At 71.0% G+C, this 25,647-nt stretch carries 24 protein-coding genes; 16 read left to right on the top strand and 8 right to left on the bottom strand.

What is annotated here, in order from left to right; translation table 11 throughout:
* Positions 1-46: 46 nt before the first annotated feature.
* Positions 47-529, bottom strand: a complete 483-nt coding sequence (locus IM543_14320; GenBank protein ID QOY92775.1) for a universal stress protein — start codon at positions 527-529, stop codon at positions 47-49.
* 197 nt (positions 530-726) lie between these two features.
* Here IM543_14320 and ppsA point away from each other — a divergent pair, with 197 nt between their 5' ends.
* From ppsA to IM543_14305, 3 genes are read left to right on the top strand one after another with little or no spacing between them, the layout of a single operon-like run.
* Positions 727-3,171 carry a phosphoenolpyruvate synthase gene (ppsA, locus tag IM543_14315; protein ID QOY92774.1) on the top strand — a complete coding sequence of 815 codons (2,445 nt, stop codon included), beginning with the start codon at positions 727-729 and terminating at the stop codon, positions 3,169-3,171.
* Positions 3,172-3,173: 2 nt separating this feature from the next.
* The gene (locus tag IM543_14310; protein QOY92773.1) at positions 3,174-3,674 is read left to right on the top strand and encodes a universal stress protein; all 501 of its coding nucleotides are present in this window, start codon (positions 3,174-3,176) and stop codon (positions 3,672-3,674) included.
* Positions 3,674-4,684, top strand: coding sequence for a ribose-phosphate pyrophosphokinase (locus tag IM543_14305; protein ID QOY92772.1), 1,011 nt, complete (start codon positions 3,674-3,676; stop codon positions 4,682-4,684). The genes IM543_14310 and IM543_14305 overlap by 1 nt, the downstream gene beginning before the upstream one ends.
* Before the next feature lie 29 nt (positions 4,685-4,713).
* Here the strand turns inward: IM543_14305 and IM543_14300 are convergent, their stop codons facing one another.
* From IM543_14300 to IM543_14290, 3 genes are all read right to left on the bottom strand, one after another.
* Positions 4,714-5,766, bottom strand: coding sequence for a hypothetical protein (locus IM543_14300; protein ID QOY96692.1), 1,053 nt, complete (start codon positions 5,764-5,766; stop codon positions 4,714-4,716).
* Between the two features lie 79 nt (positions 5,767-5,845).
* Positions 5,846-6,211 carry an Hsp20/alpha crystallin family protein gene (locus IM543_14295; GenBank protein ID QOY92771.1) on the bottom strand — a complete coding sequence of 122 codons (366 nt, stop codon included), beginning with the start codon at positions 6,209-6,211 and terminating at the stop codon, positions 5,846-5,848.
* Between the two features lie 3 nt (positions 6,212-6,214).
* Positions 6,215-6,541, bottom strand: a complete 327-nt coding sequence (locus IM543_14290) for a DUF1540 domain-containing protein (GenBank protein QOY96691.1) — start codon at positions 6,539-6,541, stop codon at positions 6,215-6,217.
* A 229-nt stretch (positions 6,542-6,770) separates the two neighbouring features.
* On the opposite strand from IM543_14290, the gene phbB reads away from it, so the two are divergent.
* From phbB to IM543_14255, 7 genes are all read left to right on the top strand, one after another.
* Positions 6,771-7,493, top strand: a complete 723-nt coding sequence (gene phbB / locus IM543_14285; protein QOY92770.1) for an acetoacetyl-CoA reductase — start codon at positions 6,771-6,773, stop codon at positions 7,491-7,493.
* A 7-nt stretch (positions 7,494-7,500) separates the two neighbouring features.
* Positions 7,501-9,165 (top strand): AAA family ATPase, encoded by a 1,665-nt coding sequence (locus IM543_14280; GenBank protein ID QOY92769.1) that lies wholly within the window; start codon positions 7,501-7,503, stop codon positions 9,163-9,165.
* 32 nt (positions 9,166-9,197) lie between these two features.
* On the top strand, positions 9,198-9,644 hold the full coding sequence (locus IM543_14275; GenBank protein QOY92768.1) for an Hsp20/alpha crystallin family protein: 447 nt from the start codon (positions 9,198-9,200) through the stop codon (positions 9,642-9,644).
* Positions 9,645-9,685: 41 nt separating this feature from the next.
* Complete coding sequence (locus IM543_14270) at positions 9,686-10,687, top strand: zinc-dependent alcohol dehydrogenase family protein (protein QOY92767.1); 1,002 nt, start codon at positions 9,686-9,688, stop codon at positions 10,685-10,687.
* A gap of 249 nt (positions 10,688-10,936) precedes the next feature.
* Positions 10,937-11,374, top strand: coding sequence for a universal stress protein (locus tag IM543_14265; GenBank protein QOY92766.1), 438 nt, complete (start codon positions 10,937-10,939; stop codon positions 11,372-11,374).
* Between the two features lie 23 nt (positions 11,375-11,397).
* Positions 11,398-11,895 carry a universal stress protein gene (locus tag IM543_14260; protein ID QOY92765.1) on the top strand — a complete coding sequence of 166 codons (498 nt, stop codon included), beginning with the start codon at positions 11,398-11,400 and terminating at the stop codon, positions 11,893-11,895.
* Positions 11,896-12,132: 237 nt separating this feature from the next.
* Positions 12,133-13,158: a GGDEF domain-containing protein gene (locus tag IM543_14255; protein QOY96690.1), complete on the top strand. Its 1,026-nt coding sequence runs from the start codon at positions 12,133-12,135 to the stop codon at positions 13,156-13,158.
* A 99-nt stretch (positions 13,159-13,257) separates the two neighbouring features.
* Here the strand turns inward: IM543_14255 and IM543_14250 are convergent, their stop codons facing one another.
* Both IM543_14250 and IM543_14245 read right to left on the bottom strand, forming a co-directional pair.
* A complete protein-coding gene (locus IM543_14250) occupies positions 13,258-13,845 on the bottom strand; it encodes an NAD(P)H-dependent oxidoreductase (GenBank protein ID QOY92764.1) in 588 nt (195 codons plus the stop codon).
* The gene (locus IM543_14245) at positions 13,845-16,538 is read right to left on the bottom strand and encodes a bifunctional acetate--CoA ligase family protein/GNAT family N-acetyltransferase (GenBank protein ID QOY92763.1); all 2,694 of its coding nucleotides are present in this window, start codon (positions 16,536-16,538) and stop codon (positions 13,845-13,847) included. Before IM543_14245 ends, IM543_14250 begins: the two co-directional genes overlap by 1 nt.
* A gap of 243 nt (positions 16,539-16,781) precedes the next feature.
* Between IM543_14245 and IM543_14240 the strand changes: the two genes are divergently transcribed.
* Genes IM543_14240 through IM543_14230 form a run of 3 tightly spaced genes read left to right on the top strand, consistent with a single transcriptional unit; the run spans position 16,782 to position 19,231 of the window.
* Positions 16,782-17,252: a hypothetical protein gene (locus IM543_14240; protein QOY92762.1), complete on the top strand. Its 471-nt coding sequence runs from the start codon at positions 16,782-16,784 to the stop codon at positions 17,250-17,252.
* Between the two features lie 40 nt (positions 17,253-17,292).
* The gene (locus tag IM543_14235; protein QOY92761.1) at positions 17,293-18,129 is read left to right on the top strand and encodes a universal stress protein; all 837 of its coding nucleotides are present in this window, start codon (positions 17,293-17,295) and stop codon (positions 18,127-18,129) included.
* A 46-nt stretch (positions 18,130-18,175) separates the two neighbouring features.
* Positions 18,176-19,231: an NAD(P)-dependent alcohol dehydrogenase gene (locus IM543_14230; GenBank protein QOY92760.1), complete on the top strand. Its 1,056-nt coding sequence runs from the start codon at positions 18,176-18,178 to the stop codon at positions 19,229-19,231.
* Positions 19,232-19,237: 6 nt separating this feature from the next.
* On the opposite strand, the gene IM543_14225 is transcribed toward IM543_14230, so the two are convergent.
* On the bottom strand, positions 19,238-19,741 hold the full coding sequence (locus tag IM543_14225; protein QOY92759.1) for a universal stress protein: 504 nt from the start codon (positions 19,739-19,741) through the stop codon (positions 19,238-19,240).
* A 134-nt stretch (positions 19,742-19,875) separates the two neighbouring features.
* Between IM543_14225 and IM543_14220 the strand changes: the two genes are divergently transcribed.
* The 3 genes from IM543_14220 (at position 19,876) to IM543_14210 (ending at position 24,852) form a co-directional block, all read left to right on the top strand.
* Positions 19,876-20,964, top strand: a complete 1,089-nt coding sequence (locus IM543_14220) for an HlyD family efflux transporter periplasmic adaptor subunit (protein QOY92758.1) — start codon at positions 19,876-19,878, stop codon at positions 20,962-20,964.
* Positions 20,961-23,726 carry a ribosome-associated ATPase/putative transporter RbbA gene (rbbA, locus tag IM543_14215; protein QOY92757.1) on the top strand — a complete coding sequence of 922 codons (2,766 nt, stop codon included), beginning with the start codon at positions 20,961-20,963 and terminating at the stop codon, positions 23,724-23,726. Before IM543_14220 ends, rbbA begins: the two co-directional genes overlap by 4 nt.
* A gap of 73 nt (positions 23,727-23,799) precedes the next feature.
* Positions 23,800-24,852, top strand: a complete 1,053-nt coding sequence (locus tag IM543_14210) for an ABC transporter permease (protein ID QOY96689.1) — start codon at positions 23,800-23,802, stop codon at positions 24,850-24,852.
* Positions 24,853-24,866: 14 nt separating this feature from the next.
* Here IM543_14210 and IM543_14205 read toward each other — a convergent pair whose 3' ends face one another.
* The gene (locus IM543_14205) at positions 24,867-25,595 is read right to left on the bottom strand and encodes a lipid-binding SYLF domain-containing protein (GenBank protein ID QOY92756.1); all 729 of its coding nucleotides are present in this window, start codon (positions 25,593-25,595) and stop codon (positions 24,867-24,869) included.
* Between the last annotated feature and the right edge of the window lie 52 nt (positions 25,596-25,647).

The raw sequence follows: 25,647 nt of genomic DNA, 5'->3' as shown, positions 1-25,647 counted from the left end.
GGTTCGTGCTTCGGATGGCGTCCGGCACGCGGTGTTGCCGTCTTCCTCAGGCGCCCTCCGGGATGCCGGGTTCGGTACTCGCCCCACGTGCCGGCCTGAGCACCATGACCGGCACCGCCGAATAAGCCAGGACATGCTGGGTAACGCTGCCCGCGGGCTGGTGCGACATGCCGCGCAGCCCGTGCGATCCCATCACGATCAGGTCGCAGCCATGCTCGGCCGCGGCCTCGATGATCGCGTCGCCCGGGCTCAGCGAGTAAGTCGTGGCGGTGGTGCACGCCACGCCCGCCGCGTGTGCGCGCCTGGCGACGCGGTCCGCCAGGGCATCGGCCTGCTTCAGCAGCAGTTCGGCATGCGGCGCCGCCTCGGAGACCAGGCCGCCCTGGACGCCGCCGAGATAGGCGCCGGGATAGGCGACCGACAGCGCGATCAATTCGCTGCCGCAGCCCCGCGCCAGCTGGATCGCGGCATCGGCCGCGTAGGTGGTGATGGCCGATCCATCGGTGGGCACGAGAATGCGCTTGTACATCGGGTTCGCTTTCAGGACAGGAGGCGCAGGCGGGAGCGCCACGCGGCGCGGCATAGAGTATGCGCCGCGGTCCCTGTAATTCCTTGATCCAGATCAAAATCAACAAGACGCGCGGCGGCGGCCGGTCCGTTTGAGATAGATTAACCAGCCGTCGAATGCTTCTCCTACGATCCCTTGACAGGCGCTGGAGGGAGAGCATGGACACACGCAGCAGCTACATCCGTTGGTTCAACGATATCGGGATCGGCGACCTCCCCCTGGTGGGGGGCAAGAACGCCTCCCTCGGCGAAATGGTCCGGGAGTTGGGCGGCAAGGGCGTGCGCGTACCGAACGGATTCGCCATCACGGCGGCCGCGTACCGGGCCAGCCTGGACCATGCCGGGGCGTGGGACGGCCTGCGGGCCGCCCTCGATGGGCTCGACCATGCCGACGTGGCCGACCTGGCGCGGCGCGCGCGGACCGCGCGCGACATCGTGTATGCGGCCCCGCTCGCGCCCGGGCTCGAAGATGCCGTGCTCGCGGCATGGCGCACGCTGCGCGAACAGTATGGCGACACCCTGAGCGCCGCCGTGCGCAGTTCCGCCACGGCGGAAGACCTGCCCACCGCCAGTTTCGCCGGCCAGCACGAAACCTACCTCAACATCAGCGGCGAGGCGGAGCTGCTCGACAGCGTCCGGCGCTGCTTCGCCAGCCTGTTCATGGACCGCGCGATCGTCTACCGCATCGAGAACGGCTTCGACCACTTCAAGGTCTACCTGTCGGTCGGGGTGATGAAGATGGTCCGTTCCGACCTGGCCTGCTCGGGCGTGATCTTTACCCTCGATACCGAGACCGGCTTTCGCGATGTGGTGCTGGTGACCGGCGCCTACGGACTCGGCGAGAACGTGGTGCAAGGCACGGTCGACACCGACGAGTTCTACGTGTTCAAGCCCGCCCTGCGCGCCGGCAGGCGCAGCGTGCTGCGGCGCAACCTCGGCGGCAAGGAAGTACGGATGACCTACGCGCCCTCGGGCAGCCCCGGCACCACGTGCAATGTACCGACCGGGACGGACGAGCGCGCGCGTTTCTGCCTCGACGATGCCGGCGTGCTCGAGCTGGCCGACGCGGCCTTGCGCATCGAGGAACATTACGGCGCCCGGGCCGGGCATCCCGTGCCGATGGACATCGAATGGGCGCAGGACGGCATCGACGGCAAGCTCTATATCGTGCAGGCGCGGCCGGAAACAGTGGCCGCGCGCAGGTCGGCGACCGAACTCGACGAATACCACCTCGACGGCACCGGCGAGGTGCTGGCTTCCGGGCGCGCGGTCGGCAGCAAGGTGGCCTCGGGCATGGCACGGGTCGTCACCGATATCAGCCAGCTCGCCGCGTTCCGGCCCGGCGAGATCCTGGTCGCCGAAACCACCATGCCCGACTGGGGCACGGTCATGAAGACCGCCGCCGCCGTGGTCACCGATCGCGGCGGGCGCACCTGCCACGCCGCGATCGTGGCGCGCGAGACCGGCGTGCCGGCGCTGGTCGGCTGCGGCAACGCGACCACGGCGATCCGCACCGGCGAGCTGGTCACCGTATCCTGCGCCGAGGGCAGCGCGGGCCGTGTGTATGCGGGGCAGGTCGCCTTCCACCGCACCACCACCGACCTGGCGGCCCTGCCCATGCCGCGCACCCGCATGATGCTCAATATCGGCAACCCCGACATCGCCTTCCGTTCGCGCTTCCTGCCGAACGACGGCGTGGGACTGGCGCGCATGGAATTCATCGTCGCCGAACACATCCGCATCCACCCGATGGCGCTGGTGCACCCTGAACGGGTGGCCGACGAGGCGGAGCGCGCCGACATCGTGCGCATCACGCGCGGCTACCCGTCGCCGGCCGACTACTTCGTGCGCGAACTGGCCGAGGGTGTCGGCACGATCGCGGCGGCGTTCCACCCGAAGCCGGTGATCGTGCGGATGTCCGACTTCAAGACCAACGAGTACGCGAGCCTGCTCGGCGGCGCCGCCTTCGAGCCGGTCGAGGCCAACCCCATGCTGGGTTTTCGCGGCGCGGCGCGCTATGCGCACCCGGCCTATGCCGAGGGTTTCGCGCTCGAATGCCGCGCGATGCGCCGGGTACGCGACGACATGGGGCTGCCGAACCTGCGCCTGATGATCCCGTTCTGCCGGCGGGTGGCGGAAGCCGAGGCGGTGCTGGCGTCGATGGCCGCGCACGGGCTGGAACGCGGCCGCGACGGCCTCGAGGTGTACGTCATGTGCGAGATCCCGAACAACGTGGTCCAGATCGACGCCTTTGCGCGCCTGTTCGACGGCTTCTCGATCGGTTCCAACGACCTGACCCAGCTGGTGCTGGGCGTCGACCGCGACTCCGACATCGTCGCCTTCGACTTCGACGAGCGCGACCCCGGCGTGCTCGAGATGCTGCGCCAGGCGATTATCGGTGCCCGGCGCAACGGACGCCACGTCGGCATCTGCGGACAGGCCCCGTCCGACTATCCGGAAGTGGCACGCTTTCTGGTGGAGCAGGGGATCGACGCGATCAGCCTGAATCCGGATTCGCTGCTGTCCACCGTCCGCAACCTGCTCGAGGTCGAGCGTGGGCTCGGCATCGCGCCGCGCAAGCCCCTGGCCCCCACCCCGGAGTGAACATGGTGCGTCATATCCTGTTGCCGATCGACGGTTCCGCGCTGTCGCGCGAAGCGGCGGCGGCCGGCATCGCGTTCGCGCGCGACGCCGGCGCCGCGGTCCTCGCCTGCCATGTCGTTGCGGTGCCGCGCCCGGACCGGCTCGAGGCCTGGCTGCATCACGACCCCCACTATGCGCAGCGACGCCTGGCCCTGTTCGAAAAGATCGCGGACGACTACCTGGCCTGGGTCGCCACCAGTGCGGCGGCGCAGGGCGTGCGCTGCGCCTGCATGAAGGTGCATGGACATGATCCGGCCCGCGAAGTCGTGGCAAGCGCCGACCGCGAAGCCTGCGACCTCGTGTACATGGCCTCGCACGGATGGAAAGGGGGCGGCGGGCAGTGGCCGGGGAGCGTCACGCTCGAGGTGTTGCGCCACAGCCGGGTGCCGGTGCTGGTCTACAAGGCGGCACAGGCCGACACCGGCGACCAGGCCGCCGGCGGCGCGGCCACGGAAGGGCAGTGATGACGGCGGTCCCCGACGCAGGCGCGCGCGACGGCGCGCCGCTGCTGTTCGGCCTGGATGGTAGTCGCGACCTCGCCGGGCGGGTGGCGCGCGTCCTCGGCGTTTCGCTGGCCGCGCACGAGGAGAGGGAATTCGAAGACGGCGAGCACAAGGCGCGCCCGCTCGAGAGCGTGCGCGGCCGCGATGCTTACGTCCTGCACTCCTTGTATGGCGACGCGCAGCGCAGCGCCAACGACAAGCTGTGCCGGCTGCTGTTCTTCATTGGCGCGCTCAAGGACGCGGCGGCGGGACGCGTCACGGCGGTCGTGCCCTACCTGGCCTACGCACGCAAGGACAGGAAGACCCAGGCGCGCGATCCGGTCACCACGCGCTACGTGGCGGCCCTGTTCGAGGCGGCCGGGACCGACGCGGTGGCGACCGTCGACGTCCACAACCTGGCGGCCTTCCAGAACGCCTTCCGCTGCCGCACCGAGCACATCGAGGCCGGCGCCCTGTTCGTGGGCGAGCTGGCGCCGCGGCTGGCGGGGCGCGAGGTGGTGGTGGTCGCGCCGGACGAGGGCGGCATCAAGCGTGCCGACGCCTTCCGGCAGCGCCTGGCGAACGCGCTGGGCAGGCCGGTCGGGGTGGCCTTCTGCGAAAAATACCGCAGCGGCGGCGTGCTGGGCGGCGGCTTGCTGGCCGGCGAGGTCGGCGGCAGGGACGCCCTCATCGTCGACGACCTGATCGGCACCGGCGCCACCCTGGCGCGTGCCGCCGCCGCCTGCCGGGCGCACGGTGCGGCGCAGGTGTTCGCGGTGGCGACCCATGGCCTGTTCACCGGCGATGCCGCGGCGCTGCTGGCGGACAGCGCGATCGCGCAGACCCTGGTATGCGACACCGTCGCCCCGTTCCGGCTCGGGGCCGCCATGGGGCAAGCCAGGGTCCGGGTGCTGGACTGCGCCGGGATGCTGGCCGCGGCCATCGACAGGCTGCATGGCGGCGGCCCTGGCACCGGGCCGCCGGCCGACTGAACGCCTGCCGGAACCCGTCCCCGGCGCCCTCAAGACAGGGCGTGCGCGGCGGCGTCGGCGCTGTCCTGGTGCGATTGCGCCAGCCCGAGGTAGCGCTCGGCGCGCCTGCGCCACTCGGGTGCGTGGCGAAACCGCGCCTCGTCCAGGTGGCGGATCGCCAGCCTGGCGCGCAGCGCGGCCCGATAGCCCTGGTAGAAATGCACGAGGCCGGCGCCGGGCCGGTCCCCGGCAAGCTCGGCGTAGCTGCGCAGCAGGCACGCCCCGGCGCCCGCGGCGCCCAGCCGTTCGCACTCCAGGGCCAGGAATCCGAGCTCGTCCGCAGGATCGACGATGCGCAGGGCAGGGGCGAACTCGATGGCGTCGATGATGGACACCTGCGGCGCCAGGCAGACGTGTTCGGGCCGCAGGTCGCCGTGTCCGTCCACGATCCGATGTGACCGGACCCGCTCGTCGAACCAGTCCGGCCGGGCGGCGAGCAGGGCTTGTTGCGCCGCGCACAAGTCGCGCACGGGCCCGGGCGCCAGGCCATACGCCGGCCGTACCAGGGCGCGCCGGTTACGCCCTAGTTCGCGCGCGAACGCGGCCCGGTAGGCGCCCGCATCGACGGACAGCGGGGTGGCGGTGCGGTAGAAGGCGGCCAGCCGGGACGCCACCCGGCGGATGTCCTGCGCACGCAGCGTGCCGGCGCGGATGGCATGGTCGAGCATGTGGCGCGCCGGAAGTCGCCGCATCCATACCAGCCAGTCGACCACCGCACCGTCACGGCCAAGACGGAACTGTCCGCGCGCATCGACGCACAAGGCCACCACGCCAAGGTAGACGTCCGGCGCCAGGCGGCGATTCACGCGCACCTCTTCTTCGCAGTACCGGCGCCGCGCCGCCAGGCTGCGGGCGTCGAACTGGCCGAGCCGGACCGGCTTCTTGAGTTTGTAAGCGTCGTGCCCGGTCAGGAACACCCAGGACATATGGGTTTCGATCGCGTCGACGCGGCGCACCGGCCCGGGATAGCTGGTCGCCAGGCGCAGAAAGGCGAGCTTGGCGTCGGTGGCGGCCGCCGCAAGGGGCGCCGGGACAGCGTCGATGCCAGCGGCTGGCGCCGGCGCTGCGCCGGCGGAGGACGGTACCCGCGGCCCGCTGCCGCCAGCCGTCATGTGGCCGCGCTCAGCTGACCGTGATCGGATCCGGAGCGCCTGCGGGCGCCTTCGGCAGGCGCAGCGTCGACGCCCCGTCGCGACGGTTTGCGGTGGCCGCGTCGATCGCGACGCGATACGGAAAGGGCAAGGGAAAGCTGCGCTGGAATGCACCGCAGCCCCGCTCGCCGGTATGCCAGCTGCTGTCGGCCCGCTCGCGTGCAACGCGGCGCTCCGCCTGCCAGTACAAGACGCGGTAATCCACCAGCACGCGGCAGTCTTGTTTTTTCGTGGCGGGAAGCTCGATCCGTACCCCGATGTCGCGGCCGGGGCGGCGGCCCGTCTGCGTCAAGGATGCCGGCATCCCGTTTTTCACTCGCAAGCTGTGAGCGCGCATCGGTCAGCCTGGATGTTGTCCTGGATGCACCGGCGAGTTCGGCAGTAGCCGTTGCTGGTAGGTCAGGCAGCAGGCGCCGTGGCCGGCATGGCCGACGGCGATCTGCTCGGCCGTGCATTCGTAGTCGTCGTTATGCTGGCAGGACGAGACCTTGCAAGCCCCGACGCCGGCATGGCGCCCGGTATCGCGCGTGTGCGGGGTCGCTACCAGGAAGGTATCGCAGCCCGGATGGACTCCGTCGCCGACCGTGATGGCGCGCGCGTGGCAGCCGTTGTCGGTGTTATAGGCGCATTCGGCGACGGAACACGCGCCGACCACCGGCATGTCGATGGCTATCCTGTTCATGATGACCTCCGGGGAGCAAGGATTGAGCGGAATTGCTTAGATGCCTCCATTAGCGATCGTGCAGTGCATTCGTCGATTCATTGACATCGCTCATACATCCGTTGCCATCCCTTGCCGCCGCCCGTTTGCGCCTCTCCTGCGCTGCCCGCGGCAGCGGAACCGGCGCCCGTCCGGGCGATCCAATTTGAAAAACTCGAATGCATGGAGGCCTGCGATGGCGAGGACAGCGGTGGTAACGGGTGGAACGCGCGGGCTCGGCAGGGCAATCGCGCTGGCTCTGCAGGCCAGGGGCTGTCGGATCGCCGCTACCTGGCATAGCGACGAGGAAGCTGCGTTGCGGATGCGCGACGAGACCGGAATCCCGGTGTTCCGGTGGGACGTGGCCGATTTCGACGCCTGCCGCGCCGGCCTGGCCGAGCTCGAAGCAGCGCTGGGTCCGGTCGACATCCTGGTCAACAATGCCGGCATCACCGCCGACGCCATGCTGCACAAGATGAGTGAAGCGCAGTGGTGGCAGGTGATGCGTACCAACCTGGGCTCGATCTTCAACATGACGCGGCAAGTAATCGGCGGCATGCGCGAACGCCGCTTCGGGCGGGTCGTCAACATCAGTTCGGTCAACGGGCGCAAGGGGCAGGCCGGGCAGACCAATTACGCCGCCGCCAAGGCGGGCATCCTCGGCTTTACCCGCTCACTGGCGCTCGAGAACGCCGCGCATGGCGTCACGGTCAATGCGGTCGCCCCCGGCTATTGCGATACGGCGATGCTGGAACGGGTCCGGCCCGACGTGCTGGCCGCCATCCTGGCCGGCATCCCGGTCGGGCGGCTCGGCAGCCCGCAGGACATCGCCCGCGTGGTCGCCTTCCTGGCCGACGACGAGGCCGGCTTCATCACCGGCGCCACCATCGACGTGAACGGCGGCCAGTACCTGGGCTAGCTGCGCCATGGACGCGCTGGCCCGGCAGCGGCGCCTCATCGACCGGGTGGCGCGCACGCTGCAGCTTGCGGCGGGCCGCGTCGCGCGCTTCGAGACCCATATTTCCTGGGTGTTGGTCGCGGGTGGCGATGCCTACAAATTCAAGAAGGCGCTAACGCTGCCGTTTGTCGATTGCTCCACCCTGGCCGCGCGCCGGTTCTATTGCCGCGAAGAATGCCGCCTGAACAGTCGCCTGGCCCCCGATCTCTACCGTGGTGTCGTCGCGGTCGGCGGCGACCCCGCCAGCCCGACGATCGGCGCGGCCGGAACGCCGCGCGAGTATGCGGTGTGGATGCGCGCCTTCGAGCAGGACGCGCTGTGGAGCGTACGCCTCGCCGATGGCCTGCTCGGCGGCGACGAGGTGGACCGGCTGGCGGCGCTGCTGGCGGCGTTCCACCGCCGCGCCCCGCGCGCGCCGCCAGGCGCGTCGTGGGGAACGGCCGCCATGGTGGCGGCGACCTTCGCCGCCACCATGGCCGGACTCGAGTCTGCGCTGGCGGACGACGGGGCGCAAGGAGCGGAACGCGTGCAAGCCGCATCGACCGTCCTGCGCGAGTGCGCAGCCCAGCTGTTCTCCGGGCTCCCCGCGCTGGCATCAGCAAGGCGCACGCAAGGCATGGTGAGGGAATGCCACGGCGACCTACATTGCGGCAATATCCTGACGCGGGATGGCGAGGTCCAGGCGTTCGACTGCATCGAGTTCGACCCGGCCCTGCGCTGGATCGACACGATCGACGACCTCGCGTTCGCGTGCATGGACCTGGCGTGCCGGGGGAGTCCGGGGCTGGCCGCCCGGCTGCTGAGCGGCTACCTGGAATGCAGCGGCGACCATGCCGGCCTGGCCATGCTGCGCCTTTATCGGATGCACCGGGCGCTGGTGCGCGCCAGGGTCATGCTGCTGCGCGCGCGCCAGCCGCGCCTGTCCGACGCGGCGCGCGCCGGCTGCCTGGCGCAAGGCCGTTCGTATCTGGACTTTGCCCGCCGGTGCGCGCACGCCGGGCCCGTGGCGCTGGTCGCCATGCACGGGTTTTCCGGCAGCGGCAAGACGACGGTCGCCCGCCTGCTGGTGGAACTGCTCGGCGCGGTCCAGCTGCGCTCCGACGTCGAGCGCAAACGCCTGCCGGCGGCGGCTCCCGGCCTCGGGCGGCAGTATGGCGCGGCCGCGACGCGGCGCACCTATGCCCGCCTCGGGACGCTCGCCCGCACGGTGCTGGGCGCCGGCTGGCCGGCGGTGGTCGATGCCGCCTGCCTGCGGGCGGACCAGCGTACGCGCCTGCGCCGGCTGGCCGCGGCGCTCGGCGTGCCGTTTTTCATCGTCGACGTGCGCGCCGGGTGCGCCGCCATGCTCGCGCGCATCGCGGCGCGAGGGCGGCAGGGCGACGACGCCTCGGATGCCGATGCCGCCGTACTCGACATGCAGCTGCGCAGCGCCGAGCCGTTGGCGTCGTCGGAACTTGCGCACACGATCGTGGTCGATGCCAATACCGGTATCGACCGCGAGCAGCTGCGCCAGGCCTGCGCGCCCTTGCTCGCCGCGCTGGCCCGACAGAATGCGTCCGGCCAGCCAGTCGCGGATGGGTTTCAAGCGGCGCACATTGATCCGGCTCATACGACGACCCATGCCGGCCCATAGCATGGGCAAACCACTTCAACCAGGAGCACATCATGGCGAATAACCTGACCCGTTTCGACCCCTTCCGCGACACGCTGCGGGGGAACCCGCTACGCGCCATCGAGGAAATGATGCGCGAGTTCCCGCTCACGCCGGCCCTGCGCGGCTTCGAGGCCGAGCGCCAGATCCGTATCGACGTCAATGAAACCGACCAGGCCTACCTCGTGAAGGCCGACATGCCGGGATACAAGAAAGAGGACATCAAGATTGCGGTCGACGGCAGCCTCGTCACCATCAGCGCGACGATCCAGGGCCAGGAAGAAAAAACCGAAGGCGACACGGTCTACACCGAGCGCTTCAGCGGTTCGCAATACCGCAGCTTCACCCTGCCGCAGGAAGTCGACGACAGCAAGACCGAGGCGAAATACCAGGACGGGGTACTGAACCTGACCTTGCCCAAGAAGCCGGGTACGGCCAGGAAGCAGATCGCGGTCCAATAAGCAGGGGGCGGCGCAGGGGACGGCGCGGCATGCGCGGGGACATGCATGCGATGCTGCTGGACGCGCCGGGGCGGCCGCTGCGCAGCGCGCGCCTGCCTGTGCCCCGGCCCACGGGACGGGAGATCCTGATCCGGGTGAGCGCCTGCGCCGTCTGCCGCACCGACCTGCACATCGTCGACGGCGAACTGGCGCCGCATCGCTTGCCGCTGATCCCCGGCCACGAGATCGTCGGCCGGGTGGCAGGCGCGGGACCGCAGGCGGGGCGGTTCCGCGCGGGGGAACGGGTCGGCGTGCCCTGGCTCGGAGGGAGCTGCGGCGCCTGCGCGTACTGCTGCGATGGACGCGAGAACCTGTGCGAGCGCGCTGTGTTCACCGGTTACGACCGCGACGGCGGTTTCGCCGAATTTACGCTGGCCGACGAACGCTATTGCTTTGCGCTTCCCGAGGCCTACGACGACGCTCACGCCGCCCCGCTCCTGTGTGCAGGCCTGATCGGCTACCGCGCCTACGCCATGACCGGGCACGCACACCGGCTCGGCCTGTATGGATTCGGCGCCGCCGCCCACCTGGTCGCCCAGTTGGCCTTGCACCAGGGGCGCGAGGTGTGCGCGTTCACGCGCGCCGGCGATGCCCGGTCACAAGACTTTGCACGCGCGCTCGGCGCTCGCTGGGCCGGCGCCGCCGGGCAGGCCCCGCCGGCTCCGCTCGACGCCGCGATCCTGTTCGCCCCGGCCGGGGAGCTGGTGCCGCAGGCGTTGGCCGCCACGCGCCGGGGCGGCACCGTGGTCTGCGCCGGCATTCACATGAGCGACATTCCGTCGTTTCCCTACGCGCTGCTGTGGGGAGAACGCTGCCTGCGCTCGGTCGCGAACCTGACGCGCGCCGATGGCGCGGCCTTCTTCCGCCAGGTCGCGCATGGCGAGGTCGCCACCACCGTCACCTGCTACCCGCTCGCGGCGGCCAACACGGCGCTCGACGACCTGCGCGCCGGACGGATCGACGGGGCGGCGGTGCTGCTGCCCGGGATGGCCCACCCACCATAGCCGGCACGGCGCCGGCCCTTGCGGGCGCATGAATGCAAGACATTCCGCAAGTACGATGTTTTTGATCTGAATCAAAGATTTTGCGGGTTCACGCGAACAGACTGCTTCTGTCGCGCTCGAATTGTTGATCCGCCCCGGTTCTCCGTACGTGTCGGAGAACCCTGGTACCGGCCGGCGGAGCGCGCCCGTGCCGCATGTCCAGCACGGCGGAGCGACGACTCCGCCAGACCATCATCTCTGGAGGTTGCCATGTACACGCGAATCCTGCTGCCCACCGACGGATCGGAGGCATCGCGGCGCGCCATTCTGTCCGGCATCGATTTTGCCAAGAGCATCGGCGTCGATGTTGTCGCGATGACCGCGACGCCCGAGTTCCACACCTTCACCGTCGATAGTGACATGCTGGAGGAAACCCCCGAACAGCATGCCGAAGCCAGCCGCACGCACGGCCAGCGCCTGCTCGACGAAGTCGCCGCGGCCGCGCGCGACGCCGGTGTTCCCTTCACCGGCGTGCAGGTCGTCTCCGACGCACCCTACGAAGCCATCATCAAGACGGCACGCGAGCGCCTGTGCGACCTGATCATCATGGCCTCGCACGGCCGCAAGGGCATCAAGGGGCTCTTGCTGGGCAGCGAAACCCAGAAAGTCCTGGTCCACAGCGCCATCCCGGTGCTGGTGCACCGCTAGCAGCCAAGCAAAGGAGCAAGCTCATGTATCAACGCATCCTGGTGCCGACCGACGGCTCACCCGTTTCCGAGTCGGCCGTCGACGCGGCCATCGACTTCGCCCAGGCCCGCGGCAGCACCATCGTCGCGCTGGGCGTGGCGGTTCCCGAACCCACATTCCAGTCGCTCGAAGGCGCCATGGCCTACGATCCGGGGCTCCAGGTCGAGGTGCTGCTGGAACATGCGCAGACCCATGTCGATGCGATCGCCAAGCGCGCGCAGCAGGCCGGCGTGTCCTGCACCCCGGTCACCTGCAGTGCGCTCGACCCAGCCGAAGCCATCGTCGACACGGCGCGCCAGCAACATTGCGACCTGATCGTGATGGGCTCGCACGGACGGCGCGGCCTGAGCCGATTGCTGGCCGGCAGTGTGACGCAGGCCGTGCTGGCCAACGCGCCGGTGCCGGTCATGGTGTTGCGGCCGGTAGCGCACGAGGACGGATCGCAGGCGCGTCAACACACCCGGCCTGCCGGCGCGACCTGAGCGGGCCACCCGGTGCGCTGGGGGAGAGGGCGGGCGGCCTCGCTCCAGGCCTCGGCCGGGAAGGATGCTCCTGGAACGGGGGCGGCCCAAGAATCGTCCCCCCATGCCGGCGCACCCACCGACCGGGCGCCGCGGCCATGGCGGCACCTGCGCCGCCTGGCCGCCGGCGCATGCGGCACACTGCTCCCCCTGGACGAGCGCGAGTTCGGCCTTGCGCTCGACCGCACCCTGTCCGACATGCTGCCGGCATTCGGCGTCGTGTTCGGCAGCGGCGTCTTGCTGTTCAGCGCATGGGATCACTGGATCGCGCCGCACCAGGCCACCGCGACCGCCTTCCTGCGGCTGGGGCTGGTGCTGTTCGGCGCCATCGGCTACCTGCGCTGGGGCGGGCGGATGCCGGTCGCCTGGCGTTGCACCCTCGTCTACGTCACCCATACCGCCGCAATGATCCTCAGCGCAAGCCTGTTGCCCAACGGGCTGGTGTTGGGACTGCCGGCCATCACCGGCGCCATGTTTCCACTCGCCCTGGTCGAGCCACGCCTGCGCCGCGTGGCCGTCATGGTGGTGCCGCCGGCCCTGCTGTTCGCGGCGCTGGGCGCAGCGGTACTGCCCGAGCAGGTCTTCGTCAGCAGCGTGCTGGTGTATGCCGTGATGCTCGCACTGACCGTCGCCGTGGCCGTGTTCCAGGGGCGCCTGCTGCGCAGGAAGTTCATGGCCGAGCGGGCCTTGACCTGGTCGGTCCGCCACGACAGCCTGTGCGGCGTGCTGGCGCGCGGCTACCTGCTCGAACTGGCGGGTCATGACCTGGCGCTGGCCCGGCGCCATGGTCGACCGCTGGCGATCGGCATGCTCGATATCGACCATTTCAAGTGCGTCAACGACACCTGGGGCCATGCGGCCGGCGACGCGCTGCTGCGGGCAGTCAGCAAGGCATGTGCCGGCGCACTGCGCGCCAGCGATTATTTCGGCAGGATAGGCGGAGAGGAGTTTGTCTGCGTCATGCCCGAGACGGACGAAGTGGAAGCGCTGGCCTGCGCCGAGCGCATGCGCATGGCGGTGGCGGCCGTTCGCCTGCAGACGCCGTCGGCGCTGGTGCGCTGCACGATCAGCGTCGGCGTCGCCCAGCTGGAACATGCGCATGCGGACGTCGACGCCTTGCTTGCCGCCGCCGACGAGGCATTGTACCGGGCCAAGTCGAACGGCCGTGACCGGGTCGAGCTGGCACGGCGCCGCGGCGCCCCCGACGGGCCGGGCAGGCGATGAGCTGCCCGGCCCGCGCCGTCACACCTGCCGCGCTCATTGCGCATCGTGGCTGCGCTGGCCGCGCTGCGGCGCGCCGCCATCCACGACGCCACGGCCGGCTCAGCCGGCCCGTGCGCCCAGACGGCCGAGCCGCGCGCTCCAGCGCGCCAGGCGCTCCGGCGGCATCGATCCCGTCATGCCGACCACCGTCGCGGCCACCGGCTTGAGACCGACGAATTTCAGGATGTTGCGGCGCAGTAGCTGCAGCCCGTGGGCGCCGTAGAACCAGCGGTAGAAGGGCGCCGGCATGCCCATGGTGACGATCACGCGCGCGCTGCGCCCGGCCAGCAGGCCGGATTTCATCGGATTACGCGCCTCCCGTGCGATGGCGAATCCGGGACGCAACACCTGTTCCAGGAATCCCTTCAGCTGGGCCGGCATGTCGCCCAGCCAGAGCGGATAGACCAGCACGATGTGCTCGGCGCGCGCAATGGCGTCTTGCGCCGGCAGCAGCGCATCCGGCGCCGGACAGTCCTGCCACTGCGCCGGATCGGTCAGCAGCGGAAACGCCAGCTGTGCCGGTTCGACGGTCTCGACGCTGTGGCCGGCGGCGCGCGCACCGTCGGCATAGGCATCGGCGAGCGCGTGGCACAGGTGCTCGCGGGAGCGGTCCGGATGCCCCTGGATGATCAGGATGTGCTTGCCCATCACGGACTCCGGCACAGCGTGCGCCGCATCGTGACGCTGCCGTCGGCGCCGCTGTCAAGCGCAAATCCAAGGGCGGCGGCGAGGGCGTGCATACGTGTGTTTTCCGGCAAGGCGACGCCTTCTATCAGCGGCACGCCGCGTTCGGCGCAGTAGTCCAGCAGCCGGGACATCAGGAGGTGGCCGAGCCCCTGGCCCTTCAGGTCCGAGCGGACCGTGACCGCGAACTCGCCGCGCAGGTCGTCGGGGTCGAACACGACCCGCGCTACCCCTAGCGTCTCGGCGCCGCCAGGCGCCGCCCGGCTGGCGATGAAGGCCATTTCGCGCGCGTAGTCGATCTGGGTGAAACGCGCCAGTTGCTGTGGCGACAGCGCACGCATCATGCCGAACATGCGCATATGGACGTCTTCCGGGCTCAGTGCATGGAAGAAGGCGACGTGCGCCGCCGCGTCTTCGGGGCGGATCGGACGGATCGTCAGCGGCCCCAGCCTGCTGTCGACCTGGCGCTCGAGCTGTGCCGGGTAGGGCAGGATCGCCAGTCGGGCGTCGGCGTCGCCCCCCGCGGGCAGCGGCTCCAGCCGCATGCGGGCATCGAGCGCCACGACGCCGGCGGAATCGGCCAGCAAGGGATTGATGTCGAGTTCGGCGAGTTCGGGCAGGTCGGAGGCCATCTGGCCTACGCGCACCAGCACGTCGTACAAGGCTTCGAGGTCCGCCGGCGCCCGTCCGCGGTAGCCCGCCAGCAGGCGCGCCACACGGGTGCGGCTCACCAGGTCGGCCGCCAGCACCCGGTTCAGGGGCGGCAGGCCGATCGCCTGGTCGGCGGTGACCTCGACCGCGATGCCGCCGTGGCCGAACAGTAGCACCGGGCCGAACACGGGGTCGGTGCTGATCCCGACGATCAGCTCGAGCGCCTGCGGCCGGCGCGCCATCGCCTGCACCGCGAAGCCCTCCAGGTGCGCCCGAGGCCGCAGCGCACGTACGCGCAGCAGCATGGCGTCGAGCGCGGCGCCGAGCGCCTCTTCGTCGGCCAGGTCGAGGGAGACGCCGCCGACCTCGGTCTTGTGGGCGATGTCGGGCGAGAAGATCTTGAGCGCGACCGGGTAGCCGATGCGGCGCGCCGCCGCCAGCGCAGCGGCGCGGTCGGGTACCGTCTCGGTCGGCACGGTCGGGATGCCGTAGGCCGCCAGCAGCGCCTTGGCGTCGGTCTCGCCCAGCTGCGTGACCCTGGCGGCCAGCAGGGCATCGAGCCGGGCGCGCGCGGCATGGCGGTCCGGCACCAGGCGCTCGCGTGGCCCGGGCGCCTGTGTCAGCACCGCCTGGTTGCGGCGGTAGTCGACCAGTTGCTGGAAACCCTTGACCGCTTCTTCGGGCGTGTCGAACACCGGGACCCCGGCCTCGATGCTGAGGCGGCGCGCCTCGGCTACGCTGTGCCCGCCGAGCCAGCAGCACAGTACCGGCCGCGCCGCGCCGGCAATCAGGGGCAGGACCGCACGGGCGATCTCGGCGCTGGACACGATGGCGGTGGGCGCATGGATCAGCAGCACGGCGTCGAGCTCGGGCGCGTCCAGCAGTGCGGCCAGCGCGTCGCGGTAGCGCTGCGCCGGCGCATCGCCGACGATGTCGACCGGGTTGCCGTGCGACCACAGCGGCGGCAGGCTGTCGCCCAGGCGCGCCAGGGTGGGCGCCTCGAGCCGGGCCAGCACGCCCTGTGCGGCGAGCAGCGCGTCGGTCGCCATCACCCCCGGGCCGCCACCATTGGTCAGGATCGCCAGCCGCTCCCCGGCGGGGGGGCGGGTGTGCGCCAGCATGGCGACCGCGTCGAACAGGTCGGCCGTGGTGTTCACGCGCAGCATGCCGGCCCGACGGATGGCGGCATCGTAGACCAGGTCGGAACCTGCCAGCGCCCCGGTGTGGCTGAACGCGGCGCGCGCCGCCTCGGCGGCGCGCCCGGCCTTGACCACCAGGGTGGGCTTGCCGCGCGCCGCGCCGCGCGCCGCGCTCATGAACTTGCGCGCGTGGCGCACACTTTCGGCATACAGCAGGATGGCATCGGTGCCTGGATCGGCGGCCAGCCAGTCGAGCAGGTCGCCGAAATCGACGTCGCTGCCGTCGCCGAGCGAAACGAAGCACGAGAAGCCGATCCGGCGCGCGCCGGCCCAGTCCAGGACCGCGGTGACCAGTGCTCCGGACTGGGCCACGAAGGCGAGCCGGCCCGGGAGCGCGGCGCCGGGCGCGAAGCTGGCGTTCAGGCCGATGCCCGGCACCAGCAGGCCGACGCAGTTCGGGCCCAGGATGCGCAGCAGCCAGGGTTGCGCGGCCTCGAGCATCGCCTGGCGCAGGCTGCGCCCCGTTCCGGCGCCTGCCGGGTTCTCGGGGGCGTCGAGCCCGGCGCTGAGGACGACGGCGGCACGGCAGCCTGCGGCGCCGAGTTCGCGCACCAGGCCGGGGACGGTGGGGGCGGGGGTGCAGATCACGGCCAGTTCCGGCACCGCGGGCAGGTCGGCGATCCTGGCCCAGGCCTGGCGCCCGCCGACCTGGCCGTGGCGCCGGTTGACCGGCCACAATGGGCCGCGGAAGCCCCCGGTAGTGAGGTTGCGCCACACCGTGGCGCCGACGCTGCCTGGACGGTCCGAGGCCCCGATCACGGCCACCGAAGCGGGTGCGAACAGGTGTTGGAGGTTGCGGATGCTCATGGATTCTCCCGCCGTTGATCGGCCAGCACCAGCCTAGCGAGGTGAAGCGATACTTCCTTTGATGGACATCAAAATTCACCGAAAAGCTATCTGCTATGTGCTACCCGCTATGTGGCTCGGGCAATGGAATCAACCAGGTTCCGGCGGTCGACGGAGGCGCATTTGATCTGGGTCAAAGACAGGGAGGAGTTGACTGGCCAGACTGCCAACTCAGCCCTCCACCAATTACCGCAGGCGCGCGCCATGAAGTCCACCTCACCGTCCTCGCCAGGTCCGCACAGCATCGTGCACGCACTGGCTCACGCACGCAACGGCCTGCTGGTCCAGGTCCACGCCGTGGCGCGCGAACCGGACCAGCGCTTCGCGCCGGCGTTCGCGCGCCTGGTGGCGGCCATCGAAGCGGCTTTCCGGCACGAGGAAAGCCTGATGGAGGTCGCCGGTTTTGCCGGGGTGCGCGAGCAGCGCCGCGACAACGCGCTGCTGCTGAACGCGCTGCACCACGCCACGCCCCGGGTGGAAGCCGGCGAGCTCGGTATCGGGCGCGACGTGGTGGCGGCCTTGCCGGGCCTGCTGTCGCTGCACCGCTTCTGCGGACTGCGCCTGCTGGCCAGCGCGCGCGGTGCGGTGCTGGCGCTGCGCCGTGGCCGCGGGCCGGGCCCGCTCGGCGCGCTGGCGCGACCGGGCCTGCCGGGGCGCCGGCCGCGCCACGCCTAGCGTCCGGCGGCTTCCCGTATTCAACCAGGAGAACCAGGCAATGAGCTACCGCACCATCATCGTGCACGCCGACGCCTCGCGCCATGCGCCGCAGCGCATCCGCATCGCGGCCAGGCTGGCGGCCGAGCACGATGCCCACCTGATCGGCGTCGCGGCCACCGGCGTTTCGCGCGAAGTATTTCCGCATGGCTACCATCCGGTGGCCGGCAGCCTCGAGGCCAGCTATTTCGCGCCCTTGCATGCAACCGCAACGCGGGCGCTCGACCGCTTCGCCCTGCTGGCCGGCGAAGCCGGCGTGGTGTCCGAGAAGCGCCTGGTGTGCGACCTGGCCAGCGAGGCGCTGGCGCGGCTCGGCCGTTTCGCCGACCTGGTGGTGGTCAGCCAGGACGACCTGAGCGAAGCCCTGACCGACACCATCGGACGCATCCCCGAGTATGTGGCCTTCACCTGCGGCCGCCCGGTGCTGGTGGTGCCATGCGCGCCGGTGGCGCATGGTCCAGGCCGGCATGTGCTGGTGGCATGGAACGGCGCCAAGGAGGCCTCCACGGCATTGCTGGCTGCCCTGCCGCTGATGCGGCACGCAGTGCGGGCGACGGTGGTCGCCTTCCGTCCGCCCGGCGACACCGACCTGGGCGACGGGCAGCACCGGGCCGACCTGGCCGCCTTTCTCGCCCGGCACGACGTCCAGGCCGAAATCATGGTGGTCGACCGCCACATCGACGGCGGACAAGCCCTGCTCGCGATGGCGGCGCAGGAAGCCTACGACCTGCTGGTCATGGGCTGCTATGGACATTCGCAGTTCCGCGAACTTATCCTGGGCGGCGTTACCCGCAACGTGCTGGAGAACGCGACGATCTCCGTCCTGATGGCGCACTGAGCGGGGTAATGGCGGCCCGGGCATCCCGCATCGACAGGAGGGTCCGATGGAAATGATGAAAGCGGCAGTATTCAAGGGGCCGGGCCGGATCACGCTCGAGCGCAAGCCGGTGCCCCGGGCCGGTCCCGGCGAAGCGATCGTCAAGGTCACCTTGACCACGATCTGCGGTACCGACGTCCACATCCTGAAAGGCGAGTATCCGGTCGCGCCCGGGCTGACCGTCGGGCACGAACCGGTCGGCGTGATTGCCGAACTCGGCCCGGGGGTAGAGGGTTACGCCCTCGGACAGCGGGTGGTGGTGGGCGCCATCACGCCCTGCGGCCAGTGCCACCCTTGCCTCGAGGGCCACCAGTCGCAGTGCGGCGGCCATGCGATCGGCGGCTGGCGCTTCGGCAACACGATCGACGGCTGCCAGGCCGAATACGTCCGCGTGCCGTTCGCGATGGCCAACCTGTCCCCGGTTCCCGACGGCCTGAGCGATGAACAGGTGCTGATGTGCCCGGACATCATGAGCACCGGCTTCGGCGGCGCCGAGAACGGCGCGATCCGCATCGGCGATACCGTGGCGGTGTTTGCCCAGGGGCCGATCGGCCTGTGCGCCACCGCCGGCGCGCGCCTGCGCGGCGCCGCCAAGATCATTGCGGTCGACACGGTGCCGGCGCGGCTCGAGATGGCCAGGCGGCTCGGCGCCGACCACGTCATCGATTTCAGGCACACCGATCCGGTCGAGGCCATCCTCGCGCTCACCGATGGCCGTGGCGCCGACGTGGCCATCGAGGCACTCGGCACCCAGCAGACCTTCGAGAGCTGCCTGCGCGCGCTGCGCCCCGCCGGCACCCTGTCGAGCCTGGGCGTGTACTCGGGCAAGCTGAGCCTGCCGGTGGACGCCTTCGCCGCCGGCCTGGGCGACCACAGGCTGGTCACCACACTGTGCCCGGGCGGCAAGCACCGCATGCGACGGCTGATGGACATCGTGGCGTCCGGCCGCGTCGACCTGCGCCCGCTGGTGACGCACCGCTTCCCGCTCGACCGGATCGAGGAAGCCTACGAATTGTTCGCGAACCAGCGCGACGGCGTCCTGAAAGTGGCGATCGTGCCTTGAACCGTGTCAGGCCGTCCCGACTTCGGTGAAATCCGGCGGCGCGGCTTCGCGCGGGTCGCGCAGCAGCAGTACCGGGATCGGCGAGTTGGCCAGCACGTACTGGGCGACGCTGCCGGTGAACTGGGGATTGGCATCGTTCGGGCCATGCGCCCCCATCACGATGAGGTCGCAGCCGTGTGCTTCCGCCACCCGCACGATCTCGGGCCCGGGCCTGGACGCCAGCGGGATCGCGGTGTCGCAGCTTGCCCCGCTGGCCTGGGCGATACGGCCCACGGTGTCGGCGTGACTGCGGGCGGCCTCGCGGGCGCGCGCGAATTCGGTCCGCGCGGCCGCGGCGTCCTGCGCCTCGGTCGCGGCCGCGCTGTGTTCGGGCATGCGAAAGTGCGGTTGGGCCACCGAGACCGCAACGACCCGTCCCGCGCCCGCGCGGGCCAGCAAGACCCCCATCTGGGCGGCGCGGACGGCCAGGTCGGAACCATCGGTGGCGATGCAGACGCGTTCGAGGAACATGGTAGGTGCCCTTTTGTCGAAGTGCAAACAGGATTCAGGTTTCCCATGGCTAGCGCTTTGATGCACATCAAATTCCCGCCAAGCGCCGGCGGCTGCCTGCCGTCGCGCTGCCAGCTTCCCCGTCGCGCCGCGCCATGATCCCGCTACGCGGATGGCGCCGCGGCGCACTACTGCTGTTGCTGGCCGCCTTGCTGGCCCTGGGGGCCGTGGCCGGACCATGGTTGCGCGGGCGTGGACAGGACCCGGAACCGGGCCCGGGCTTCGTGAGCGGCAACGGCCGTATCGAAGCCATCGAGATCGACATCGCGACCAGCTTGCCGGGCCGGGTCGCCGAGGTGCTGGTGGACGAGGGCGATATGGTGCAGGCCGGCCAGGTGCTGGCGCGCATGGACCCGGACATCTTGCTGGCGCAACGCGCGGAAGCGCAGGCGCGCGCGCGGCAGGCGCGCGATGCGGTGGCGCAGGCCGAGGCCGGGCTGGCGATGCGCCGTGGCGACGAGGCCGCCGCCGCCGCGGTCGTGGTCCAGCGCCTGAGCGAACTGGACGCCGCCCAACGCCGGCTGCGCCGCTCGACCACGCTGGCGGCGGCCGGGGCCGCGCCGTCGCAGGAACTCGACGACGACCAGGCCCGGGTGCGCGGCGCCGACGCCGCGGTGACGGCGGCGCGCGCCCAGCGCCAGGCCGCCGCCGCCGCGGTCGAGGCGGCCGCGGCCCAGGTGGTGGGGGCAGGCGCGAACGTCGACGTGGCGCTGGCCGCGACGGCGCGGATCGATGCCGACCTGCGCGAGCTGGCCCTGACCGCGCCGCGCGCCGCGCGGGTCCAGTACCGTGTGGCCCAGCCCGGCGAAGTATTGCCCGGCGGCGGAACCGTGCTGAACCTGATCGACCTGAACGACGTCTTCATGACTTTCTTCGTGCCGGAGACGGCCGCCGGGCGCGTCGCGCTCGGCGCCGAGGTGCGCCTGCAGCTGGACACCGCCCCCGGCTTCATCGTCCCGGCCACGGTCACCTACGTCGCCAGTGCGGCCCAATTCACGCCGAAATCGGTGGAAACCGCCAGCGAGCGCCAGAAGCTGATGTTCCGCGTCAAGGCCCAGGTCGACCGGCAAGTGCTGCAGCGTTATGCCGACTACGTCAAGGCGGGGGTGCCGGGCGTTGCCTGGGTGCGTCTCGATCCACGCGCAAGCTGGCCGCCCGCGCTGGCGCTGCGGGGGGCGGGATGACGCCTGCGTCGGCCGGGCACGCGGCGGCGCTTGCGCGGATCAACGGCCTGCGGCTGCGCTACCGCCGCGTGACGGCGCTCGACGAAGTCAGCCTGGTGCTGCCGGCCGGCGCCATGACCGGCCTGATCGGGCCGGACGGGGTGGGCAAGTCCAGCCTGCTGGCGGTGCTGGCCGGCGCGCGGCGCTTTCGTCACGGCCGGGTCGAGGTGTTGGGCGGCGACCTCGCGCACGCGGCCGTCCGCGCCCGCCTCAGCCCGCGCATTGCCTACATGCCGCAGGGACTCGGCCGCAACCTCTATCCTTCGCTCACGGTGGCGGAAAACCTGCAGTTCTTCGCCCGCCTGTTCGGACTCGACGCGGCGGCGGCGCGTGCGCGGATCGATCTGCTGTCGCGCAGTACCGGCCTGCAGCCCTTCCTGGGACGCCCTGCCGGGCTGTTGTCGGGTGGCATGAAGCAGAAGCTGGGCTTATGCTGCGCCCTCATTCATGAGCCCGACTTATTAATCCTGGACGAGCCCACCACCGGGGTCGATCCCCTGGCCCGGGTGCAGTTCTGGGAACTGATCGCGGCGATCCGGCGCGCGCGCCCCGGCTTGAGCGTGCTGGTGGCCACGGCCTACATGGAAGAGGCGCGCCAGATGGACTGGCTGGTGGCGCTCGATGCCGGCCGCGTGCTGGCTGCCGGCAGTCCCGACGCGCTGCTGGCGCGCACCGGCTGCGCCGACCTGGAGCATGCCTTCGTGGCCCTGCTGCCGCCCGCGCGGCGCGCCGGGCAGCGGCGCCCGGACGGGGCGGGGCCGGGCGCGACCACCGGCCAGGCGTCCGCGGCCGGGCCAGCGGTCGAGGCGCGCGGACTGTGGCGGCGCTTCGGCGAGTTCGTCGCGGTGCGCGACGTCAGTTTCCGCATCGGCCGCGGCGAGATTTTCGGCTTCATCGGCTCGAACGGTTGCGGCAAGAGCACCACCATGAAAATGCTCACCGGGCTGCTGGCGCCGAGCAACGGCGAGGCCTGGGTGCTGGGCCAACCGGTGCGCCGTCACGACCTGGGCGGGCGGCGCCGGGTCGGCTACATGTCGCAAGGCTTCTCGCTGTACGGCGAGCTGAGCGTGCGCCAGAACCTGCTGCTGCACGCGCGCCTGTTCGACCTGCCCGAGGATGCCGGCCAGCGCCGCTGCGCCGACCTGGCCCGGCGCTTCGGGCTGGAGCCGGTGCTCGATGCCATGCCCGAAACGCTGCCGCTGGGGATGCGCCAGCGCCTGTCGCTGGCGGTGGCGCTGGTGCACGGCCCCGAACTGCTGATCCTGGACGAGCCGACCTCCGGCGTCGATCCGGTCGCGCGCGACGGATTCTGGGCCGAAATGCTGGCGCTCTCGCGCCGGGACGGCGTCACCATCTTCATCTCGACCCACTTCATGAACGAGGCCGAGCGCTGCGACCGCGTGGCCTTGATGCACGCCGGTCGGGTGCTGGCCTGCGGCGCGCCCGCGTCCCTGCAGGCGGCGCGCGGTGCCGCCAGCCTGGAGCAGGCCTTCGTGGCCTGGTTGCGCGAAGCCGACCCGGAGGCCTCGGTGCCGGCGCCCGCGCTGCCGCCAGGGGCGCCGCAGCAGCGGCCCGATGCGCGCCCGGACTGGCTGGTCCGGGCGGCCGCATGCAGCCGGCGCGAAACCCTGGAGCTGTGGCGCGATCCGGTGCGGGCGCTGTTGGCCACGCTCGGCTCGCTGATCCTGATGATCGTGATCGGCTACGGCCTGAACATGGACGTCGAAGATCTTCCTTATGCCGTACTCGACCGTGACGGCACGGCCCTCAGCCGCGACTATGCCCTGAACCTGTCCGGCTCGCGCTACTTTACCGAGCGTCCGCCCTTGGCCGACTATGGCGAGCTGGACCGCCGGATGCGCTCGGGCGAGCTGGCGCTGGCCATCGAGATCCCGCCGGGCTTCGCGCGCGCGTTCCGGCGCGGCCGGCCGGTCCAGATCGGCGCCTGGATCGACGGCGCCAACCCGCCGCGCGCCGAGACGGCCGAAGCCTATGTGCAGGGCATGCACGCCGACTGGCTGCGCACCCGCGGCGCCGCGGCCGCCGCCGCCGCGACCGATGGCCGGGGCGCACTGCCTGTGGTCAGCGTCGAGACGCGCTTTCGCTACAACCCCGACGTGCGCAGCATGCCGGCCATGGTGCCGGCGATTATCGCCCTGCTCCTGCTGAACCTGCCCGCGATGCAGGCGGCGCTGGCGGTGGTGCGCGAAAAGGAAATGGGGTCGATCGTCAACCTGTATGTCACGCCGCTGCGGCGCAGCGAATTTTTGCTTGGCAAGGCGGCCCCGTATGTGCTGCTTGCCATGCTGAACTTCATGTTGATGACGCTGCTGGCGGTGACCGTGCTCGGCGTGCCGCTCAAGGGCAGCCTGGCGGCCCTCACGGCGGCCGCTTTCCTGTTCTGCCTCTGCTCGACCGGCATGGGGCTGCTCGCATCGGCCTTCACCCGCAGCCAGATCGCGGCGATCTTCCTGACCATGATCGGCACCATGCTGCCGGCGATCCAGTTCGGGGGGCTGATCAATCCGGTGGCCGCGCTGGAGGGGGCGGGCAGGGTGATCGGCGAGACCTACCCGGCCTCGCACATGCTGACCATCAGCCGCGGGGTGTTTTCCAAGGCCCTCGGGTTTGCCGACCTGCACGCCGAGTTCGGTGCGCTGCTGGCAGCCATCCCGGTGATCCTCGGCCTGGCCATCCTGGCCTTGCCGCGGCAGGAGCGCTAGCGTGGGCCTGTCCTGGCACAAGGTCTGGCGCCTGGGCATCAAGGAGTGGTGGAGCCTGCTGCGCGATCCGGTGATGCTGGGCCTGATCGTGTACAGCTTCACCGCCGCGGTCTACGTCGCCGCGACCGCCCAGCCAGATACCCTGAGCCGGGCCGCGCTCGCGATCGTCGACGAGGATGTGTCGCCGCTGTCGCTGCGGATCCGCCAGGCCTTCCTGCCGCCGCAATTCATGCCGCCCGAACAGGTCGGGCTGGACGCGCTGGACGCACGCCTGGACCGCGGCAGCGCCACCTTCGTGCTGGTGATTCCGGCCGGCTTCCAGCGCCGGGTGCTGGCGGGCCGCCCGGCCGCCCTGCAACTGAACGTGGACGCCACCCGGATGAGCCAGGCGTTTTCCGGAAGCGGCTACGTCGAGCAGATCGCCCTGGGCGAGGTGGCAAGCTTCGTGCGCGGCGTGCGCGCGCAGGCGCCGCCGGCGGTCGCGCTGACGGTGCGGGCGCGCTTCAACCCGGCCCTGACGCCCTCGTGGTTCGGTGGCTTGATGGAGCTGGTGGGCAATATCACCATGCTGTCGGTGATACTCAGCGGCGCCGCCCTGATCCGCGAGCGCGAGCATGGTACCGTCGAGCACCTGCTGGCGATGCCGGTGCGCGGGGTGGAGATCCTGCTGGCCAAGCTGTGGTCGATGGCGGCGGTGGTGATGCTGGCCACCGTGGTGGCGCTGCTGGTGGTGCTGCGCGGCCTGCTGCAGGTCGGCTTGCAGGGCTCGCTGACGCTGTTCCTGCTCGGGGTCGCCCTGCACCTGTTCGCGACCACCTCGCTCGGCATCCTGATGGCGGCCACCGCGCGCGGCATGCCGCAGTTCGGCCTGCTGGTGATCCTGGCCCTGCTGCCGCTCCAGATGCTGTCGGGCGCCACCACGCCGCGCGAGAGCATTCCCTCCGTGCTGCGCGAACTGATGCTGCTGGCGCCGACCACGCATTTCGTCGAGCTGAGCCAGGCGATCCTGTTTCGCGGCGCCGGAATCGAGGTGGTGTGGCGCCCCCTGCTGGCGCTGCTGGCGATCGGCGCGGTGCTGTTCGCGCTCGGCCTGGCGCGCTTCGGCGTGGCCCTGCGGCCGCGCTGAAGCGCGCCGCCGGCCTACTTGCCGAGCGCCGCGCGCAACGGGGCGGCCTGCTGCTCGGGCGTGGTGCTGTCCATCGCTTCGAGCGCCGTGACCGGCTTGCCATAATAGGCGTGCGTCAGGCGCTGGTTGTAGCGGACCCCATCGATGGAGATGGTCGCCGCATTGCCGAACAGGCCCTTGCCGCCGGACCAGGCCACGACGTCGCCCGCGGTCGTGCCGCGCGCCATGCGCGCGTAGTTCATCACGGTCAGCCCGGCGTCTGCGCTGAGCGAGAAATTGTTTCGCTTGCGGAAGCTGTCGACCGCCTTCTGGTTCATCAGGAGCAGGGCGAGGGGGCCGCCCTCGGCGCCGGCCTGCAGCCCGAGACTGATACCGCCGATGTTGTAGAACACCGGGTTGCCCCAGCTGCTGTCGGCCTGGCGCAGCATCAGGACGCCGGAGCCGCCTTCGGCGCCGACCCCCAACGCGGCGCGGCCGAAGGTGGGAACGATGTAGACCCCGCGCGCGCGGCCGAGCATTTCGGCGAGCGCGGGCGTGGCCGTCATGGTGCGCACCACGCCGGCGGCGTCGGCGACGCGGCGGGCGGCGGCTTCCTTGCGCTGGACACCGGTTTCGCGGCCCTGCGCGGCGCCGGAAGCGGCCTCGCCGGGGCGTCCGTCCTGGGCTGGAACCGCAGGTGCCGTGCCCAGCAGGAGCAGGGCGGCGGCGCCCGTCAGCGCCCGACGCAAGAATGTGGTGGACATGGCGTTCTCCTTGAGTGATTGGTCTCCGGGCAGCGTAGTCGGGCACGCGGCC

The organism is Massilia sp. UMI-21, from assembly GCA_015277795.1.
GTDB lineage: Bacteria > Pseudomonadota > Gammaproteobacteria > Burkholderiales > Burkholderiaceae_D > Telluria.
The sequence above is the reverse complement of the archived record's forward strand: the minus strand, read 5'-3'. Positions and strand labels throughout refer to the sequence as shown.